At 46.6% G+C, this 20525-nt stretch carries 15 protein-coding genes; 10 read left to right on the top strand and 5 right to left on the bottom strand.

Going from position 1 to position 20525, the window contains the following annotated elements:
- Window positions 1-551: 551 nt before the first annotated feature.
- Window positions 552-3410, bottom strand: coding sequence for an alpha-1,6-glucosidase domain-containing protein (locus tag ACO0KY_RS17160; protein WP_423048074.1), 2859 nt, complete (start codon window positions 3408-3410; stop codon window positions 552-554).
- A gap of 250 nt (window positions 3411-3660) precedes the next feature.
- On the opposite strand from ACO0KY_RS17160, the gene ACO0KY_RS17155 reads away from it, so the two are divergent.
- Both ACO0KY_RS17155 and ACO0KY_RS17150 read left to right on the top strand, forming a co-directional pair.
- Window positions 3661-4683, top strand: coding sequence for a glucokinase (locus ACO0KY_RS17155; RefSeq protein WP_423048072.1), 1023 nt, complete (start codon window positions 3661-3663; stop codon window positions 4681-4683).
- A 25-nt stretch (window positions 4684-4708) separates the two neighbouring features.
- Window positions 4709-6355 (top strand): alpha-amylase family glycosyl hydrolase, encoded by a 1647-nt coding sequence (locus ACO0KY_RS17150; RefSeq protein ID WP_423048070.1) that lies wholly within the window; start codon window positions 4709-4711, stop codon window positions 6353-6355.
- 56 nt (window positions 6356-6411) lie between these two features.
- Here the strand turns inward: ACO0KY_RS17150 and ACO0KY_RS17145 are convergent, their stop codons facing one another.
- The gene (locus tag ACO0KY_RS17145) at window positions 6412-7071 is read right to left on the bottom strand and encodes an energy-coupling factor ABC transporter permease (RefSeq protein WP_423048068.1); all 660 of its coding nucleotides are present in this window, start codon (window positions 7069-7071) and stop codon (window positions 6412-6414) included.
- Between the two features lie 187 nt (window positions 7072-7258).
- Between ACO0KY_RS17145 and ACO0KY_RS17140 the strand changes: the two genes are divergently transcribed.
- The 6 genes from ACO0KY_RS17140 to ACO0KY_RS17115 all read left to right on the top strand — a co-directional run bounded on the left by ACO0KY_RS17140 (window position 7259) and on the right by ACO0KY_RS17115 (window position 13899).
- Window positions 7259-7654 (top strand): rhodanese-like domain-containing protein, encoded by a 396-nt coding sequence (locus ACO0KY_RS17140; RefSeq protein WP_186914025.1) that lies wholly within the window; start codon window positions 7259-7261, stop codon window positions 7652-7654.
- A 136-nt stretch (window positions 7655-7790) separates the two neighbouring features.
- Window positions 7791-8711: a glutaminase gene (locus ACO0KY_RS17135; RefSeq protein WP_423048066.1), complete on the top strand. Its 921-nt coding sequence runs from the start codon at window positions 7791-7793 to the stop codon at window positions 8709-8711.
- Window positions 8712-9168: 457 nt separating this feature from the next.
- Entirely contained in the window at window positions 9169-10242 is a 1074-nt protein-coding gene (gene hflK / locus ACO0KY_RS17130; protein WP_222613187.1) for an FtsH protease activity modulator HflK, read from the top strand.
- A complete protein-coding gene (gene hflC / locus ACO0KY_RS17125; protein ID WP_423048063.1) occupies window positions 10239-11129 on the top strand; it encodes a protease modulator HflC in 891 nt (296 codons plus the stop codon). The genes hflK and hflC overlap by 4 nt, the downstream gene beginning before the upstream one ends.
- A gap of 58 nt (window positions 11130-11187) precedes the next feature.
- Window positions 11188-12420, top strand: a complete 1233-nt coding sequence (locus ACO0KY_RS17120) for an NRAMP family divalent metal transporter (protein WP_423048061.1) — start codon at window positions 11188-11190, stop codon at window positions 12418-12420.
- A gap of 36 nt (window positions 12421-12456) precedes the next feature.
- On the top strand, window positions 12457-13899 hold the full coding sequence (locus ACO0KY_RS17115) for a TerC family protein (RefSeq protein ID WP_423048059.1): 1443 nt from the start codon (window positions 12457-12459) through the stop codon (window positions 13897-13899).
- Between the two features lie 11 nt (window positions 13900-13910).
- Here ACO0KY_RS17115 and bamE read toward each other — a convergent pair whose 3' ends face one another.
- Window positions 13911-14429, bottom strand: coding sequence for an outer membrane protein assembly factor BamE domain-containing protein (gene bamE, locus ACO0KY_RS17110; protein WP_423048057.1), 519 nt, complete (start codon window positions 14427-14429; stop codon window positions 13911-13913).
- 259 nt (window positions 14430-14688) lie between these two features.
- Between bamE and ACO0KY_RS17105 the strand changes: the two genes are divergently transcribed.
- Both ACO0KY_RS17105 and ACO0KY_RS17100 read left to right on the top strand, forming a co-directional pair.
- The gene (locus ACO0KY_RS17105) at window positions 14689-15240 is read left to right on the top strand and encodes a DUF2799 domain-containing protein (RefSeq protein ID WP_423048055.1); all 552 of its coding nucleotides are present in this window, start codon (window positions 14689-14691) and stop codon (window positions 15238-15240) included.
- Between the two features lie 153 nt (window positions 15241-15393).
- Entirely contained in the window at window positions 15394-16506 is a 1113-nt protein-coding gene (locus tag ACO0KY_RS17100; protein WP_423048053.1) for an HAF repeat-containing protein, read from the top strand.
- A gap of 100 nt (window positions 16507-16606) precedes the next feature.
- Here ACO0KY_RS17100 and aqpZ read toward each other — a convergent pair whose 3' ends face one another.
- Window positions 16607-17293 (bottom strand): aquaporin Z, encoded by a 687-nt coding sequence (gene aqpZ, locus ACO0KY_RS17095; RefSeq protein WP_423048051.1) that lies wholly within the window; start codon window positions 17291-17293, stop codon window positions 16607-16609.
- A gap of 223 nt (window positions 17294-17516) precedes the next feature.
- On the bottom strand, window positions 17517-20204 hold the full coding sequence (locus ACO0KY_RS17090) for a polysaccharide deacetylase family protein (protein ID WP_423048049.1): 2688 nt from the start codon (window positions 20202-20204) through the stop codon (window positions 17517-17519).
- Between the last annotated feature and the right edge of the window lie 321 nt (window positions 20205-20525).

Genomic DNA, 20525 nt, shown 5'->3' with positions numbered 1-20525 from the left:
CTTCCACTATTTTTGTCTCCATGGGCTTTTGGATGATCTGAACGATCTTGTTCCCCAAGCCATTGAGCAGCGCATACAACAGCACTACGTGAAATGCTAATACCAGCCCCATGCCAAGGAACTTCTTGCCCGGCTCTTGCTGGCGATCTGAAAAATCCATTCCGACTGTCTCCTCAATCTAAGAATACGAAGGCGCTAATAATAACCGCTGTTGAGCGAAAATTTTCGCCTTATGGCTGAAAAGTTTTCATATTTTTTGTAGCAAACACAGGTAATTTTCGAATAAGCGTTCTTTTACCTGATTAAATAAATGTTAAATTATCATCTTTCTTTATTAGGTGGCTTATAGGGGCACTAGTTTTTCTGGTTTCCTTCCATGTGGCTATGATTAAATTGTCTCAAAGTGGTATTTATTTAACTTGTTTTTTATCTGAAGGGCTGGATAAAAATGCCATTTCACCTATTTTTTGCAGCGCTAACCGGACTATATTGAATAAACTGTATCTCGGTACAAGTTTTACGGGTATCACGATGAAATGATATTGTTTATCCTAATTTTTCTCGACAAATACCACCACACTTCGGGCCGGAATCATGAAGCCGTCTTGACCTGAGTATTTCGCTTCTTTTTTAATGCGTTGATCTGCTGCTTGCGGATCGAGATGCACAGGGTGTAATTGAAACTGGCGGCGTTGCAGTTCGCTTATTTCTATGTGTTGTTCTGTCTGGCTGACATTGATCAGATAAATGATTGATTTCCAATTCGCTGCCGGTAAATGGTCTCCGTCCAGCAAACCAATAATGAGCAATGAATTTTGGTTTGGTCCAACGTTATAGAAGTGCAATCGTTTTTTAATATCTGTATTTTGGGTGAGATGAAATAAACTTGAGCTGCTGCGTATTTTTAGCAGATCACGGAAGGCGTCACGGGTAAACGCAATATCTTGTGGCCTCGGTTTAATGTCAGCATTGACTAACAACGGGCGCATTAAAGGGTAGAGTGCCTGATTGTCTTGTTTTGGCGGCAAGCCGGTTCCAAAATAATTATCCTGGTAGGTCCAGTCCAGACGGTTAAACCAATCTCCGGAGTTGTAACTATTTCCATCCAGGGATTTTGAGCGCAGGATGTCTGAACCAGCATGAAAGTACGCGATTCCCTGACTAAACGCCGTTAAGGCCAAGCCAAGAACTTGCACGCGCGCCCGGTCTTCGTGGCTGGTGGTAACAGGCAAGCGAAATGCATTGATATCAAATAAGGTCTGATTATCATGGTTTTCTACGTAATTAACCACTTCATCAGGCTCACTGGCATAGCCCGCAGGTTGCCCGTTATAGTTGATGTCTTTGAGCTTCTGAGGCTGACCTTGCGCAGTTTCCATTTCAAAGTCACTGAGGGTGCCAGCAAGCCCGACTCGGATCATGTCTGCCGCACGCAAGGTTTGCTCGACTTGTTGTGGTGTCGTCCCGTCCGCCAGGCCATTGATGTAACCTTTATTGTTGACAATGCTGTTGATATCATCATCCCGGCCCGCGCCGCGTATGGCATCACGGGCGCGGTCGCTAAATGTACCTATGCCGCTTCCATTGAGTGATAGCTGGGCTGCCTGTACAAAGCGCGTATTGTTGGCGACTTCGCCGAAATTCCAGCCCTCGCCAATCAAAAAAATCGGGCGTCCATTGTCGCTGGCTAAACTGGCTTTCAATTTTTCCATCACCGATCGTGGTTGATGTCCCATCAGGTCAAAGCGAAACGAATCAATTTTGTATTCGCGCGCCCATAAGCTTACCGAATCGCTCATTAATTTTGCCATCATATTGTTTTCGGTAGCGGTATTGCCGCAGGTCTGGCAAGTCGATTCTTCGACTTTTCCATTGGCGCTCAGTCGCTGGTAGTAGCCTGGCACGATACGATCCAAAACGGATTTTTCATGCTGTCCGGCATACGCAGTGTGGTTGTAGACGACATCCATGCCTACGCGCAGGTTGGCTTGATGTAGGGCCATCACCATTTTTCTGAATTCCAGAATGCGTGTCGCCCCATCGGTGGCATTGGTGGCATAGCTGCCTTCCGGCGCATTGTAATGAAATGGGTCATAACCCCAGTTGAAGCAATCTGTTGTAGCGTGAGCATTAACGATCGCTTGTTGCTGTTCGCTATCGGGTGCGCCGCTGATCTTGGGATTGCTGCAATTCGTCTCAGGAATAGTGGCAATATCAAACACTGGTAACAGATGAATATCCGTAATACCCGCTTTGCTGAGCGCCGTTAAGTGTTTCATGCCGTTTGATTGGTACTCTGTGAACGCCAAATACTTGCCGCGATAATCGGGTCTGACAGTTAAATCGTTGGCGGAAAAATCACGTACATGCAATTCATACACTGACATGTCGGTAGCATGCTGTACGCGACTTGGAATGCTGTGTTCATCCCAGCCCTTCGGTTTGAGTGCTTTGCTATTTAAGTTGGCGATAAAACTGCGTTTAGAATCCGTCGTCAGGCTCACCGAATACGGGTCGGTCACTGCATTGCGTACCCAGCCAGTACCGGGAATGAAGACATCCAACAGATATTTATAGTACTGACCGGATAAGTCTTGATTAGCGAGTGCCTCCCAGATGCCTGTGTTCGATTCAAACGTCATCGTCTTGATGGCATTGGCCTTGCTGTCGCCGCTGTTGTAGGTGCAAACAGCAATCTGGCGCGCAGTTGGAGCCCATAGCTTGAACTTACTATAAATAGGCGGCTTTTTGATATGCCTCCTGCCTTCAGATGCATTCAGACTTACCTTGACGCCTAAATCCTCGACGGTATTCGCTGCGAGATATAAATCGTCTAACACTCCTGGTATTTGGATATAGGTAAAGTCGATAACATCGCCCTGCTCATTTTCCTGCACCAATACGACCTGTTGCTTTAATAAATGACTCAGTGTGGCAGTTGGGAGCGTGTATCGAAGTTCGATACCTTTTCCGGTAAATGCAAAGCGAGTCTGTACATCTGACTGAGTTGCTCTGATTCCCGTGCCAATTTGTAGATCGATGTGTTGTGTGGCGCCTTTTACCTTGGCACCGTTGCGTATGTTGAGTAGTCCTTTATCGGAAGCATACAAATGGAAGCTGCCGGCTGTGTACTTACCTGGCCAGCGTATTGTGTCGCTGCTCAGCCAATAAGCTCGTGCTGCGCTGGCGTTAAGGGTTGCTTTACTTAAGACGGTTTGATATTGATCTTGATTGCAATCGCTAAGGCTTGGTGCTGAAAGCTTGGCGGCATCAGCGTTATGTGTCGCAAATAGCAGATTAAGCGCCGTAAAAAGCAGACCTGATAGCAAGTACTTGTTGGTAAGCGTCGTCGGTGGTTCGCGGAAATGTGAAGCGGGTACAACAACGCCAGTTGAATTGCTAAAAGTCACTACCGCCTCCTAAATTAAGTAGTTCAACTACATTAATTAATTGTCTGTTTTACTGCTTAATGGCAGAAATTTTATTATTATTCTTCATATTTTTGTGAATTTTAACTCATAAATCTACAAAATGTTAGACTTTGGATTTAATCTATGTAGTAATATTACATAAAATATGGCTGCGCAATAATCCAACTTCATTCTTGCATTGCCATAACCATAGACATAACAGAGACATCACATTGATGGTGAAAATCCAGTGCACGATTTAACAACACATCATTCCTATGCACCGCGCTTGCTGGCAGATATAGGCGGTACCAATGCGCGCTTTGCGTTAGAGTTTGAGCCACATCATTTTGTCGCCGTGTCGGTACTGGCATGTGCAGCCTATCCTGATCCCCAATTGGCAATTAATGATTATTTGTCCAGTGCCGAAGTAAAAAGCGCCTGGTCTGGCAGTATTGACCATGCGGCGATCGCAATTGCTAATCCGGTAGACGGTGACGTGGTCAGCATGACTAATAATCACTGGACGTTTTCTATCAGTGCTTTAAAGCAATCCTTGCAATTGCAAACCCTGGTGGTCGTGAATGACTTTACCGCATTAGCAATAGCGCTGCCGCATTTGGAGCCTGATGAACGGGTGCAAGTGGGTGGCGGTGTAGCACAAAAAGACAGGGTCATCGGGCTGATAGGACCAGGAACAGGTTTAGGTGTATCCGGTATTATTCCAAATGGGAATCAATGGATACCTTTAAGTAGTGAAGGCGGGCACGTCAGTTTTTCTCCTGCGAATAAAGTAGAAACGGACCTTCTTGAAGTGATTTGGCAAGAGTTTCCCCATGTGTCGGCGGAGCGTTTGATTTCTGGCATGGGACTGGAATTGTTGTATCGCAGTTTGCAGAAGGTCCAAGGAATGGCGCCAGTTAATAACTTATCTGCCGCAGAAATCAGTCGTCAGGCCATTGATGGATCCTGCATTTTATGCGTGCAAGCGGTAGAACATTTTTGTGCTATGTTGGGAACGGTTGCAGGCAATTTGGCATTGACTCTGGGTGCCACAGGCGGCGTTTATATTGGCGGTGGTATCGTGCCTAAGCTCGGTTCGTTGTTTTTTGAGTCGGCATTCCGCCAGCGTTTTGAAGCAAAAGGACGCTTTTCAGATTATCTCGCGCAAATTCCTACGTATTTAATTACTGCCGAGTATCCTGCTTTTCTTGGCGTATCAGCGATGCTCACGGAAAAGTTATTAGCCGCTGGCACTGACAGCACAAATTGAAATTTGAAATTTTTTCCGGATAATAATGTCGACTACTTTGACTACTCAAACAGCATTAAAACCTGCGTCACAATGGTGGCGCGAGGCAGTAATTTATCAGGTTTATCCACGTAGCTTTTCTGATAGTAATGGTGATGGTATAGGTGACTTACCAGGCATAACTGCTAAGCTTGATTACATTGCCTCATTGGGTGTCGATATCGTTTGGATTTCACCGTTTTTCAAATCGCCAATGAAAGATTTTGGCTACGACGTATCCGATTACTGCGATGTCGATCCACTATTTGGCACGCTGGCAGACTTCGATCAGCTACTCGAGCGCGCGCATGCGCTTGGCTTGAAAATTATGATAGATCAGGTGCTGTCGCATTGTTCCGAGCAACATCCATGGTTTGTAGAAAGCCGTCAGAGTCGTGATAATCCTAAAGCCGATTGGTATGTCTGGGCTGATCCACGAGCTGACGGCACACCTCCAAACAATTGGTTGTCAGTGTTTGGTGGTTCGGCCTGGCAATGGGATGCGCGTCGACGTCAGTACTACATGCATAATTTTTTAGTCAGTCAGCCCGATTTAAACTTCCATCATCCGGAAGTGCAGCAAGCACATCTGGATAGTATGCGTTTCTGGTTAGAACGCGGTGTGGATGGTTTCCGTTTGGATGCGTGCAATTTCCATTTTCATGACAGGCAGTTGCGTAATAATCCAGCAGCAACCAATCGTGATACCAAGACCGTACAAGATACCAATCCTTACGGTATGCAAGCACATATCTACGATAAAACGCAGCCAGAAAATTTACCGTTCTTAGAAAAAATCCGTGGATTGTTGAATGAATATGGCGCTATCGCTATTGGCGAAGTCGGGGCAGATGATTCCCTGGGTGTCATGGCAGAATATACGGCGGATGATAATAAGTTGCACATGGCGTATAGCTTTAATTTGCTGGTGGCAGACATTTCTGCACAATACATCCGCGCTCAGGTTGAAGACTTTGAAGCCCGTGTCAAAGGTGGTTGGGTATCGTGGTCGGTGGGTAATCATGACGTCGTGCGCGTCATGTCGCGCTGGGGTGGAAAAAATCCTACCCCAGTATTTGCCAAGATGATCTTAGCCCTGCAATTAGCATTGAAAGGCACACCTTGTTTGTATCAGGGTGATGAACTGGCGCTGACAGAAGCGAACATCGCTTACGAGGACATTCAAGATCCGTATGGCATCACCTTCTGGCCGGAATTTAAAGGGCGTGATGGTTGTCGTACGCCGATGCCATGGAGTGACTCTGAACCATATGCAGGATTCAGCAGTGCCAAACCGTGGTTACCGGTGCCGCCAGAACACGCATTGAATGCTGCCAATGTACAGGATCAACAAGCTGATTCTGCTTTGAATTACGCACGTCACATCCTGCACTGGCGCAAGCATTATCCTCAGTTAAGTCTGGGTGATATTTTCTTTTACGATGCGCCGGAACCTGTCCTAGCGGTACGACGTGATCTGGCTGGGCACAAAAGTATCGTTGCGGCGTTTAATCTGAGCGCTCAGACTGTGGCATTTGATTGGCCTGAAGTTGAAGGTGCAACACATTTGGACGCAGTCGGTTTACCCGGAAGTTTAAACGGTACGCAATTAAGCTTACCTCCATTTGGTGCGTGGTTCGCTGAACTTAGCTAACGAAGTGTTTGCATGATTTGAGCTTATAAAAACGCGCCGTCGTTACGGCGCGTTTTTTATTTTCCACGCAAATAAATCTGGTCATCAAAGGTGAAGACCCATGCCGGTTTATACACCGCAAAAATAGTAATCAGAAAACCAACCAGAAATGCCTCACCCCACGCTAACAATAGCATGTAAGCATACGCATCGTTTGATGTGGGAGGGGAGGGCAATAAAAGACTATGCGCAGTGATTGCAAATAATCCTGTCGCTGCGTTGACAAAAAATGCACCGAAGAAGCCATTTCCAAACAAATAGACAAACATGTGTTGCGGTAAATACCGTTGGGTTTTTCTGAGTATTAAATCGCTGAGAAAGCACGGGAAAATTGCCAGCATTATGATATTGGTGCCGACGTTAAGCCATAGCCCGTCGTATTCACCGGTATAAGCGATCACCGCTAAGGCAGCCCCAAAAGACGCCAATGCGCGTCCAAACATCAATGCCAGAATAGCGACGCCGAGTAAGTGCAAATGCAAATCTGCCTGCACATGAACCCGCATACGCCAAACTAACGTCAACACAATCAGGCTAGCGCACCACGCCGAAAATACGCCGGGTTCTCGCCATAGTTTCCAGGGGATATGTTTAATTTCTCGGAACAGCACAACAACTGACAACAAAATCATCAGCAGATCAAAGGCAGCATCAATTGGTGTGTAAAAAATGCCCATGCGTTGTTAGTCAAAGCGACTTATTAAAATTTGCACGATGATATACCCGATTTGGTTGTAGGTTTCTGTTCCATATCAGCGAAAGGTTTTGTGTTGCAAATAATTTCTTGGCAAAATCTGCTGTTATGATAATAGCGCTAAAAGATTTTACGTATCATTGCTCTTATTGAATCTATGGAGTCAGTCTATGTCTTTTGTTACTGAAGTTGCTGCTGCTGATAGTGTGACCGCATTGGCGCATTTTTCTGCATTACTCGAATTTGAAACCGATTGCTGGGACGTTCATGATGCGCTGACCAGCGACAATCAAGATTTCGTGTTACTCGATGTACGCAGTCCTGGTATGTATGCAAAAGGGCATATTGCTGGGGCGATTAACCTGCCGCACGGCAAAATTGTTACTTCGAAACTCGTTGAATATCCAGAAGACACATTGTTCGTCACTTATTGCGCCGGCCCCCACTGCAATGGTGCAATCCGAGGTGCGATCAGACTGGCGAAGCTAGGCAGAGCAGTTAAAACGATGCCTGGTGGAATTACCGGTTGGCTTGATGAAGGTTTTACACTGGAAAGCTTGGTATAAACAGAATTTTTTACAGGCGCTAATCCAGAGATTTCGAAATAAAATTTGTAGTTAAATGGGATACTTTGCAAGTCGTCGGTATCAATCTTGATCGTTGATGTTGGCCGTCAAAATTTGCAAAGAAAGATCCAATGGAATGAACCCAGATTACCAAGCTATATTGCAAACCATTTATGCCGAAGTGCAGCCGCTCCTGTCTCAAGGTCGGGTAGCATCGTATATTCCGCAGTTATCGACCATTGATCCGCAGCAATTCGGCATGGCGATTTATTGCCTTGATGGCACTACTTACGCCATTGGCGATGCCGAAAAGAAGTTTTCATTGCAAAGTATTACCAAGCTGTTTGCACTGGCGCTGGCATTTTCACGCGAGGGCGATAGCATCTGGGCGCGTGTCGGGCGAGAACCATCAGGTAATCCGTTTAATTCTTTGGTGCAAATTGAGTATGAAAAAGGGAAGCCCAGAAATCCCTTTATCAATGCTGGTGCCTTGGTAATCAGTGACATTTTGTCTTCCCGGTTTGTGCAATCAGATATCGCTGTGTTGCAATTTGCCCGGATGATCTCAGGGCAGGCAAACGTTGATTTTGACCCAGCTGTCGCAGAGTCAGAACGCGCCACAGCGCACCGTAACTATGCGATAGCGCATCTGATGAAGGATTTTGGAAACTTACATAATCCGGTCGATCTGGTTATCGATAGCTATTGCCGCCAATGTTCTATCACCATGACATGTGCCGAACTGGCTCAAGCTGGCAGTTTTCTGGCACAACACGGCACGATTCCGTGGAACGATACTTCCATTCTTGATCCAAGTTCAGCTAAACGCCTCAATGCTTTGATGCTGACTTGCGGCACCTACGATGCCGCGGGAGATTTCGCCTACCGTGTTGGCTTGCCTGCAAAAAGTGGCGTGGGCGGTGGAATTCTTGCCTTGGTACCAGGAGAATTGGCGGTTGCCGTGTGGTCGCCAGGATTGGATGCGACTGGCAATTCTTTAGCCGGGACATATGCTTTAGAACGTTTTACGACCTTAACGGCACGCTCGATTTTTTGATCGTCTTTGCTGCTGTTTAGTCGTGATCACATCGCTGATATATGTAGTAGTTGTCGGTGGCCGCAACCTGCGCCGCACCTAGTTTTGGCAGAAATTGGCGGGTTGCACCTGCCCACATAATTGCCAGCGAATAGAAATGCTTACTTGATCCTGATCAAGATCAAGTAAGGCAAGACCACAAATGGACTGTTGTCCGGTTGTCACTGATACAGTAGGGTAGTAAGATGATTGCTCTTAAGATAGTTTGACATCCATCACGCCAAGGTATCGAAAGGCATGCAGGATCTATCAGTCTGTTGTCTGGCAAGCTATCTGTGCAGGAAGCGAATTTCCCTACGATAAACAGAAAAAAATCGGCTTTTACATTGGCCAGCACCTGTTTTGCCCGATTTAATTGATTTTTTGTTTATGATAGTGGCTCGTCACCATTCTATGCTTCAAGGAAACGGAATCCATCATGTCTTCAGCTTCACCCGAAGAGCAGCAAGCTGCGTCACCTGAATTATCGAAGGTAGATACTTTGATGCAAACCGTGCAGATGAAAGCTGCACGGTTTTATATTGCCCTCAATGCCAAGGGCTTGGGATTGATCGCCGCTTTAATCGGCGTGGCATGGATATTTTCAGGTATCTACAAAGTTCAACCGGAAGAGCAAGGGGTGGTTCTGCGTTTTGGCAAATGGATAGATACCACCGAATCTGGCCTGCATTACCATTTGCCGTATCCGTTTGATACCGTACTTTTTCCGAAAGTGACACAGGTCAATGAATTAAAGTTGGGACGTACACGCGCAAGTTCTGCCGATAGTTCCAATTCGCATGACGATCAGATGTTGACTGGCGATGAAAATATCGTCGAAGCCGATTGCGTGGTTTTTTGGAAAGTCAAAGATGCTGGGCGCTATTTATTCCAGATCAAAAATCCCGAACAAGCGATAAAGATTGCTGCCGAAAGCGCTTTGCGTGAGGTGATTGGACGTACCCCGATTCAGGCAGCAATGTCTGACAAGCGTCAGCAAATTGCAGATGAAACCAAACAGCTATTGCAGGTTCTGCTTGATAACGAGCTCTCTGGTATTTACGTCACGCAGGTGCAATTGCAAAGAGTCGATCCACCCGTTGCGGTCATCGATGCATTCAACGATGTGCAACGTGCACGCGCCGATCAGGAGCGCGCGCGTAATGAAGCTGAAGCCTATCACAATGACATTTTGCCGCGCGCACGTGGTGAGGCTTCTCATATCATTCAGGATGCCGAAGCCTATAAAACACAGGCTGTCAATTTAGCCGAAGGTGAAGCTAAAAGCTTCTTGTCGGTTTATCAGAGTTACGCGCAAGCCAAAGACGTTACCGCCTGGCGCTTATATCTTCAAAGTGTTGATGCGGTATTGAAAAAATCTGGCAAGGTGATCATTGATTCTTCCGGTAAAGGTGTTTCTGGCGTTGTGCCTTACATGTCAGTGTCTGAAAAAAATGCGAACAGCACGACGAATGCAAACAATACTGCAACCAGTGGCGAGACTAAAAAATGAATAAAAATACGCTCAGACTCGGTATTGCTTTCTCGGTATTGCTCGGCTTGTCATTGTTATCTTCGGCGTTTTATACCGTCGGTGAAGATCAGCAAGCGTTGGTTGTTCGGCTCGGTGCACCTTTGGGCGCCGTCAGTGAGCCGGGGTTGAAAACTAAGATTCCTATGCTTGATACGGTGATCTACTATGATCGTCGTTTGCAGACGCTGACGCCGCGTTCTGAACAAGTTATTTTGGGCGACCAAAAACGGATCGAAGTCGAAACCTATACCCATTTCCGTATTGTGAATCCGCTGCGTTTTTATCAGTCGGTACGTACTTTTGATCAGGCCGGTACGCAATTATCTCAATTGGTGAGCTCGTCGCTACGTCGCGAATTGGGGCAGGTCGTGCTGCCCTCATTGCTCTCAAAAGAACGTCCTAAGATCGTTGAACGTATCCAAAAAGAAGTCATAGAAAAAGCTAAACCCCTGGGTATAGAAGTGACGGAAGTACGTTTTCATCGCGCCGATTTGCCTTTGGAAACGAGTCAGGCGATTTATGACCGGATGAAATCTGAACGTGAACGTGAAGCCAAAGAATTGCGTGCGCAGGGTTTTGAATGGGCGCAACAAATTCAGGCATCCGCCGATCGTGAGCGGGCGATTATTTTGTCGGAAGCGCAACGTCAAAGTAATATCACACGTGGTGAAGCCGATGCACAGGCGAATCAGATTTTTGCGGCCGCCTTCGGTAAAGATCCTAAGTTTTATAAACTCTATCGTTCTTTGCAAACCTACCGCACGTCATTGGCTGACTCTGCGCCAACATTGGTGTTGTCGCCAGATGCGGAATTCTTACGCAATTTCAAAACTGGCCCGGTAGAGGCGCCGAATGCGAAGCGTTAATCAATAGCTGGACATTAAAGTTTTTTATTTTTCCGGCTTTCCCTTTTTAACAGGTCAGATGTCAACGCAAGCTAGTCTCAGCAAACGCTTTTTACGCATCGCCATGACGGTCGGCCCCGGCTTGGTGGTGATGTTCGCTGACGCCGATGCCGGTAGCTTGATTACCGCTGCGCAAAGCGGAGCTGAGTGGGGTTATCGTTTGCTATTGATGCAAGTGATACTGATTCCTCTGCTTTATATTGCGCAAGAATTATCGATCAGGTTGGCATTGGGAACGGGTAAAGGCTACGGCGAGCTAATTCGTCAACGCTTTGGACGTGGAATGGCTTTTCTGTCTTTGTCGACGCTGATCATTAGTTGTTTTGGTGCTTTGTTGACGCAGATGAGTGGGTTGGCTGGGGCAGGACAGTTATTAAACGTTCCGATCTGGCAAACCATTTCTATCGTGGTGGTGTTGATCTTTACGATGATGTGGACGGGCTCGTACCGCTCCGTTGAAAAAATTGCTATTTTGTTTGGTTTGTTTGGGTTGGCATTTTTGTTGGTGGCGTGGAAAGCCCATCCGGATATGACGTTACTGGTACAGCAAATGCAAGAAATGCCGATGCGAGATAACCGTTTTTTGTATTTAATGGCGGCCAATCTGGGGACTAGCATCATGCCTTGGACCTTGATTTATCAGCAATCTGCGCTGCTTGATAAGGGCTTGTCATTATCGCATTTAAAAATTGCCAGAACGGAAACGGCAATCGGGGCAACCTTGTGCCAATTAGTGCAGGCTGCGGTACTGGTGGCCGCCGCCGCTTCTTTTGGTCAACATGGCGTGACATTGGAAACCGTGCCGCAAATTGCCGACGCTTTTACGGCAGTCCTGGGACACACGGTCGGGCATATTGTATTTGTGATTGGCATGACTGGCAGCGCTATGGTCGCTACCATTGTTGTGTGCCTGACGGCTGCATGGTCGGTCGGTGAAGTGATTGGTGTCCGTCACTCTTTGGAACAACATCCTCGGGAGGCACCATGGTTTTACGTGGCATTTTCTGTCATGTTAGTCGCTGGCGGCTTACTGGTTTGTTCTGGCATTAATTTGATTCATTTATCGATTGCGACAGGTGTGATTAATGCACTCTTGTTGCCGATCGTACTAGGATTTTTGTATTCTCTGGCCCGTACAGAGCTGCCGCAAGCGTTGCGCTTACAAGGGTTTTACGCAAAACTGGTGGCGGTACTTTTTCTCTTGACTGCAGGTTTTGGGCTCTATGCCGGGATAGCAGGAATTTTTACATGAGACATGTTTTGATGATGGCAATCCAAAGGAGAAGTGATGGGATTTGATGGCATCATGCACGCGATAGCAATGACGCTACAGGTGTTCTTTCTCGATCTGGTATTGAGCGGTGATAATGCTGTGTTGATTGCACTCGCGTGTCGCCGCTTGCCGCAAAAGCAAATGCGTCAGGTGATTCTGCTGGGAACTGGGTTTGCGTTTTTCTTGCGAGTGGTTCTGACCACGGTCGTCAGCTTCTTGTTACAGGTGCCTTCTTTACGCCTGATCGGTGGCGTCGCGCTGGTGTATATCGCGCTCAAGTTGCTGGTGGATGACGAGCAAAATCGCCTAGATGGTGAAACCTTCAATCATGAATCTGAACAGGATGCGACAAACCGTTTATGGTCTACGGTTGGCATTGTGGTGGTTGCTGATCTGGTGATGAGCATGGATAACGTGGTCGCGCTGGCTGCGGTCGCACAAGATAATGTCTCATTTTTAGTGTTCGGTTTGTTGTTGAGTATCCCCTTATTGATGTATGGCAGCCTGTTTGTTACTGGTTTATTGAACCGTTACCCGATTTTGGTTCCAGCTGTGGCTGCTTTATTAGGTTGGATCGCAGGGGATATTGCGGTTGCTGATCCATTGATTGCAGATTGGATCAATACCCAATCGCCAGGACTGACGATCGTTATGCCTTTGCTGTGCGCTATATTTGTTTTGATGCAAAGCCGCATCGTAAAAGAGTTGAGGCAGGCGTGGGGCATCAATTTGGACAGCCATAAAAAAGCAGATATGTCGGCGCGAATTTTAGCGATGACGCAAACGCCAGTTGCAGTCAACTACCCAGAGACTGTGGAGCCCGTAGCTGAATCTGAAGTCAGTGAAGAAGAACAAACCAGGAACCATGAAACGTCAATAGAATTGCCCACTGTTGCCTTAAATGCGGTTGCAGCAGAACATAGTGTGATTAGTTTGAATGCTGAAAAAACACAAGGTCAAGTGTTCCCTACACCAGCAATTTCCGCAAAGACAGACGTTGATGAAATCAACGAAGATGAGTCAGAAGAAGATGAATATGAAGACGGTGACGAATCTATCGAGGAACAATCGGAAGCTTCAGGTCTAATCCGCAAATTGCGTGAAAATGGCCTGCTCATCGGCGGCTTATGTCTAACAGGTTTAATGATTTTTGTGTTCACGCATTTTGGTAAGAGTTTTATTCCGGCACCAGCACCGATGACGCAATTTGAATGTCCAGGTTATACCGGAAAATTTTCTCTCTACTATAAACACGGCGGAGAAAAAATTCAGATCCGTACCGCGGGGCGGGTGATCAATGGCACCGTCAACTATGGCAAACTACAATGGGAAAACTATGCTGACATCAGCACGAGTATAGGCTTTAGTTTGCCCGTAGAAATCGTCTCCGATTCTGGTCGTTCAGTGCAAATCAATGGCGGCAGCTTCCGGCAAATTAGCTGTTCACGAATTGATTAACTGTAGCATTGTCAGCGGCCTCTGCCACGTCCCCGTTCTTCATGGTCGAATGCTGGATCGGGGCCGTTCTCTAATTTTCTGACGATACCGTTACTGTCAAAATACACCGCCATCAGAGAATTCCATGCGCCGTCTTGCTTGAACGGATAAGACCAGGCTTCTAGTCCGGTTCTGGAGTAGAAATTAGTCAGACTAGGTGCGCCAATGAGTCTTAATACGGCGTCTTTATTGGATACATCAACGGTAATCTTCGAAAAATTTTCCATCGTTAAAACCTGTTGGTAAGAGATGAGCTTACCATCTGTACCAAAGATCGCCATATGGGTCGCCTGGCCCATTCTGCCGCGCATGTATTCCAGTGTGAGTTGGTCGCCATGACGGTAAATATGCGTGGGTTGTCCTAATTGCGCAATCACTTCGGCTTCAGTTTGTCCGGGTTTAACAGCGCCGACTCCCCAGCTTTGGCATGCACATAAGCTAGACAGAAGTACCGCAATCGCCCCCAATTGATAAAGTTTTTTGCCCAACATAGAATTCTCCTACGTGAAAGTGGCAATATAGACGCAATATAGACGAAATATTGCCACCAAACTACTATAAAGGCTTCATTTGTCCTTTGTTTTGATCTATTCCAGACGCCTGAAATTCGTTGCGTGATCTGATTTTTGTGGTGCACATAGACGCGTAAAAAGAAATGTTTCCCCAATGATATAAGCGTGATTATAATATTGTTAATTTCATGCCATCTTTTGCTTTTCTCGTTCCATCACCTATTTATTATTAACTATCATGGCTAACAATTTCTATCGCTCAGCGATTATCGTGCTCTCGACCTCTGCTGCCTTATTACTCAGTGCTTGCGAGAGCATGAGCCCTGAACAATGCAAGGTGGCAGATTGGGCGCGTACAGGACGAGAAGATGGTTCTAAGGGCGAGTCCAGATCCAATCTGGCGGATTACACCAAAGATTGCGCTAAAGTGGGCGTAACGCCTAGTCCTAGTGCCTATTACTATGGATGGGATCAGGGTATAGCGACTTTCTGCACGCCACAACGTGGTTGGCGTGAAGGTATGGATGGCAACGGTTTTAAGCGTGATGCCTGCGCTGGACAAGCTGGTGAACCTGGCTTTGTGATGGCGTTTGACCGTGCGTACCAGATCTACAATATCAACCAACAATTGACTAATATTGCCTCGACTTCCCGTGATCTTGAGAGAAGATTATCCGAAGCCAAAACCGACGACGAACGTAACAGTTTGCGTCGACAATTGCGCGACCAGGATAAAGCCGCAGAAAATTTGCGCTTTAACTTGCAATTGATGAATACCGTTCAACCTTAATTCTTTCTTCACCATCAACTGAGCGCGTTTGCGCTCAGTTCGTTTCGCTGTTGCTTCCGCCTTAAAAGTTGTTCGCTCGCATTTGCTGTTTCTTTCGCTGTTTGTGCTGTCCAAGATATTGATCAGTACTTCGCTCAAAAAAAGGAGAATCGCATGCATCACCGTTTATTCCGGTTTGCTTTATTGTCGTTAGTTGTATTGAGTAGTGAAGCCTTTGCTATCAGCAATTCGGTCGGTATTTCGCGTCAGCAGTATGGTGAGTCAATCGCTTACGACATGAATGCGTCCGGTCAGATTGCTGCTGTTATCAAAGAAAAAAATGGTACGCCGCATGCTGTTTTCTATGACAAAGGTCAGTTGATCAAGCTAGAGCTTCCTGGAGAAACAGAAAGCGAAGCCAAGCACATCAACGACCGCGGTGAGGTAATTGGTTATTCAAAAATCGGTAACATCGCCAGCGCATTTATCCGTGATCGTAACCATCATCAGCAAGAGATCGGCACATTAGGCGGCCCAAACAGCTACGGTGTTGCTATTAATAACGAGGGTATTGCCACCGGTTTTGCTGACACAGTCGATGGTGATTGGCACGCTTTTTTGTATACACCGGGAGAGGCTTTAAAAGATCTGGGCACCCTGGGTGGTAAAGTGAGCTATGCAGGTGGAATCAATAATCAGGGGCAGGTAGCTGGTACAGCAACGACTGAAGATGGATCACGCCATGCGTTTTTATACGACAAAACGACCGGGATGAAAGACCTTGGAACACTGGGTGGCCGTTATAGTTCAGCCACCGCAGTCAATGATCAGGGCGTCGTCGTTGGAACAGCAGAAACCAAGGATCGTCGTTGGCATGCGTTTGTTCACGACGGCAAACAGATGATCGACCTTGGCGAAAAAATTGGCTATGGCGATAGTTTTGCCACTGGCATCAATAAAGAAGGTCATGTGGTTGGTATTGTTGATCTTGCCGATATACGTTACACCTTTGTCTGGCGTGACAACAAAATTACTATGCATCCTAGTGGTAAAAGTCTTTACCTGACCAATGCGATTAATAATGCTGGTCAAGTGATTGGTGCCAGTTATGATCATGGCCTCAATGCCGCGACCATGCCTTCCAACGCGATTCCCTTTGTTGATCTTGGCGGTAGCAAAATTCTCGGCTTCAACCTGCTTGTTGTATTGATGGCGCTGCTGATGGCGATTTATCGCAAGCGTTTGAAAGGATTATTTTTTCAGGATCGACCATTTTTTGGAGCATGATCCGTATCAATAAGAGAGTTAAAAAGCCCGGCGCTCAATAAGTAGCGCTGGGCTTTTTTAATGTGTTCCGCGTTTTAAAGCAAACGTCAGGATTTAAATATTACTTGTCACTGCCGATAAATTTGTAGATCAATCCACCAAGCACTGCGCCAATGATAGGTGCAACCCAGAACATCCATAATTGCGAAACAGCCCAGTCACCCACATACAACGCGACTGCGGTGCTGCGTGCAGGATTGACGGAAGTGTTTGTTACCGGGATGCTGATCAAGTGAATCAAGGTCAGACCCAAACCGATTGCCAGCGGTGCAAAACCCGCTGGCGCACGCTTATCTGTCGCGCCAAGAATGATGAACAAGAACATCATGGTCATCACCACTTCGCAGATAAAGCCCGCAACCATCGTGTATTGACCCGGGGAGTGCTCACCAAAACCATTTGATGCAAAACCGCCAGCCACATCAAAACCAGCTTTACCGCTGGCGATTAAGTACAGAACGCCGCCTGCCGCCAGACCACCTAACACTTGAGCCACAATGTATGGAATGACCTGTTTGGCCGGAAAACGACCGCCTACCCAAAGTCCAACGGATACCGCCGGATTCAAATGGCAACCAGATATGTGGCCAATCGCATATGCCATCGTCAATACCGTGAGACCAAACGCCAACGATACGCCGACAAAACCAATGCCCAAACCAGGAAAGCCAGCCGCCAGAACAGCGCTGCCGCAACCGCCTAGCACTAACCAAAAGGTCCCAATAAATTCTGCTCCGTATGCTTTCATATTGTTTGCCTTAAATTCAAATTTGAAAAATGTGAAATTTCATTCATTGTCATCGAGACAATGGTCGGCAGTATATATCAGATTTTTTTGTAAAATAAATTTCAATCAATGATTTAACAATGTTTGATCGTGAGAGAAATATTTGTGTAATAACAACCACAGACAGGATCGCCACCTGTGGTTTTTTGAAAAGATAGACGGCTATTTATCAGATCTTTTCTCATCAGAGCTTTTCTATCTGCTGCTTCGCATAGGTCGCAGAGGGGGAATTGGGGTTTAATTCCAGATAGGTCTGATACGCTTTTTTCGCTTTGGCGTTGTCCCCCACATGGAAGTAGGAATCGCCCAAATTCAGATACGCAATCGCACGCGACGGATCAATTTTGACGGTATTTTCAAACCAGCGTGCCGCCTCGGCGTATTTTTCGCGTTTATAGTAAACAAAGCCCAGATTGTTGGCGGCAAGCGCAAAGTCAGGGCGCAGTTTTAATGCTTCCGTAAATTGTGCTTCGGCTTCATCGTAGTGCTTTTCTTTGTAAAACTGCAGCCCACGATCATTCGCATGCTGTGCCATTTGCCGGGCAGAGACGGGGATGGGAACAGGTGTGACGATGGTTTGTACCGTACCCTGTAAATCTTTAATCTTGACGACTGGCGCTGATTTCGCACCAGTGTTTTTGCTGTCAGGAATGGCTTCTGGTCTGCTTGAATCGAGTTTGCTATTGAGTGCAATCGCGTCATTGGACAGTTGTGCCGTAGAGGTATTGAGGTATTCCGTTTCAACCGGTAATTCAAATACAAAATCCCCACCTTCAGATCCTGGCAAGCTACCAAAAGCGGGCGTTTGCTTTGATACCGCCGCTACGGCTGGCGCCACGTAAGCGGCAAGCTCGGTTGCCGTGATAATGCCGTCACCATTCAAATCGGCTTTACCAGACAATCCTTGCATCAAGGTCCAGGTAAATACCGAATGACCATTGGGCCCGCCGTCTGCTACCATTTGATCGGTGCCACCTGCTGTCAACATCTGGCGACCGATACGCTTGGCGTTATCACGCAGGTAGTTAGAAGCCCCACCACGGGTTAATCCCAGCCCGCTGTAACACGCATCCATCACAAAGAGCACGTGCTTCGAGGTCAGGCTTTCTGAGATATTTTGAATCTCCGTCATCGGAATCGCATCAGCGGCAAATTCATTCGGATCAGAATCCACCGGAACGATGTAGCCCAGATCGCGTCCAGAACTTAACTTACGAGTTGCCCCATGACCCGCAAAAAAGACAAAAATCCGGTCATTTTTTTGAATGCTAGAATTTGCCAGCCGATCATGGAAGGCCGCCAAAATTCCGTTACGTGTCGCCTCGCCATTTTGGAGCGAGAACACATGATCGGCAGGGAAGCCAAGTTTCTCAATCAGAATCTGACGCACACCCTGCGCATCTTGTACCGCATATTGCAGCTTAGGCCATTTCGAGTAGTCATTAATGCCAATCACCATCGCCCAAGAGTTGCTATAACCTGCGCTGACAGAGACTTTTTCTGGGGCTGCTTTATCGCTTTTAGCGACCGTAAATGTGCTGCCATCCCAGCCAGCAAACTTATAGCCATCAGCGACCAATTTGTCCATAATCACAGGCAGCGCCTTGACTGCGCGGTCATGAATATCGTGGAACAGAATGATGCCGTGGCCTTGTTTCTCCACTGCTTTTAAAACACGATCCGCAATCGAACTAGGAATGGGATCAGCCCAGTCCAGCGAATCAATATTCCACATCACCGATTGCAGATGCGCTTTTTCCAGGGCTTGCAGACCTTCCTGATTGTGTGCGCCATACGGGAAGCGGAAGAGCGGCGAGCGATTTGCATCCATGCTCTTCAACAAGGCATCCGTATTAAAAATTTCTTTGTTCAGCGAGTCGCCGCTTAATTTGGATAACTGCGCATGAGAGAAACTATGATTGCCAATGACAAAGCCTGCATCACGTAGCTTCTGACTGATCTTGGCTGTTGCTGCCAGCGTCGCGGTGCCATCCGCATTGACCGTGCCCAGATTTTGACCAACATTAAAGAAGACTGCTGGCGCTTCATATTGTTTGAGAATCGCAGCGATTTCTTCGGTGTATTGTTTGTGCGGGCCATCATCAAAAGTCAGTGCGATCGTTTTTGGTGGCAGCTTGTCGCCGAAGATTTCACGTTCAGCCTTTTTGCTGTCAGCGTCAGTAGGGTCGTCTTTTATAGGGGCAGGGAGTACCGTGCCGTAATCTTTGAGGATTTTCTCAAGCGAATATTGCTCCTTCAGATGCGCAACATAAGCGTCCCATTTTTCACGTTTTAGAACGATCCCGCGCTGATCAAAATGGCCGAAAATCTGTCCCAATTCTTTTTCGTAATTGCGCTCGATTTCATTTAACGCGTCCAGATCCTCAGAAATGCGCTTATGCATCTTGATCGCCGTCAGCGAGCTATCTTTAGTCACCGAGCTTTGCAGCGAAGTCAGCACTTCTTTAAACGCAAGGCGATCAGCGTCAAACAAGCTGCTGTCAGATTCAACGTAATCCAGCAAACGATTGATGGTCTCAAAACGCTTGGCATCAGCGGACGTAAAGAGCTTATCCAGCGCGTTTTTCAGGACAGTTATTTTGTCCTGATTCTCATGAAACACTTGCTGACCGACGCTGACACTCGCTGCCAATTCCGGCTTAGACATCTTATCCTCGTCCGCCACCAGAACAATGATCTTGCGGTAATTGGCGAGGACCTCTTTCAATTGATTCTCAAGTACCACATCATTCGACGACGCAACGACGGAACCCTCAGGCACGTTTGCTGTCTTGCCCCGATTATAAAACACCGCTCCGGCGGCAATCGAAATCAAGACCAGAGTTATTGCACTTATTTTAATAATTTTCACGATGGAGCCAGGAGATGAGATGGGATATGGAACCGAAGATATGGAACCGAGATTTATCAGTTCTGAATAGACGCAATTTTATCGTGAAATTATAAAATACTAATAAATGCCTTCATGTTCGCCTCATCTTGCAACCAGAATGCAACAAAGTGAAAAGGCACAGTACATTAAACATCTATGTGAGTCATAGCTTTATCAAGTAAAGACATGGATCATTACTTATTGCATTTGATGGTGATAACGAAGATGCATGTTTGATGCGTTTTTTTTAGATAATGATTAATAATATATTTTGGGGAACTAATAGATGACGGAAATTAA

Source organism: Undibacterium sp. Dicai25W, assembly GCF_049340505.1.
Taxonomy (GTDB): domain Bacteria; phylum Pseudomonadota; class Gammaproteobacteria; order Burkholderiales; family Burkholderiaceae_D; genus Undibacterium; species Undibacterium jejuense.
The sequence above is the reverse complement of the archived record's forward strand: the minus strand, read 5'-3'. Positions and strand labels throughout refer to the sequence as shown.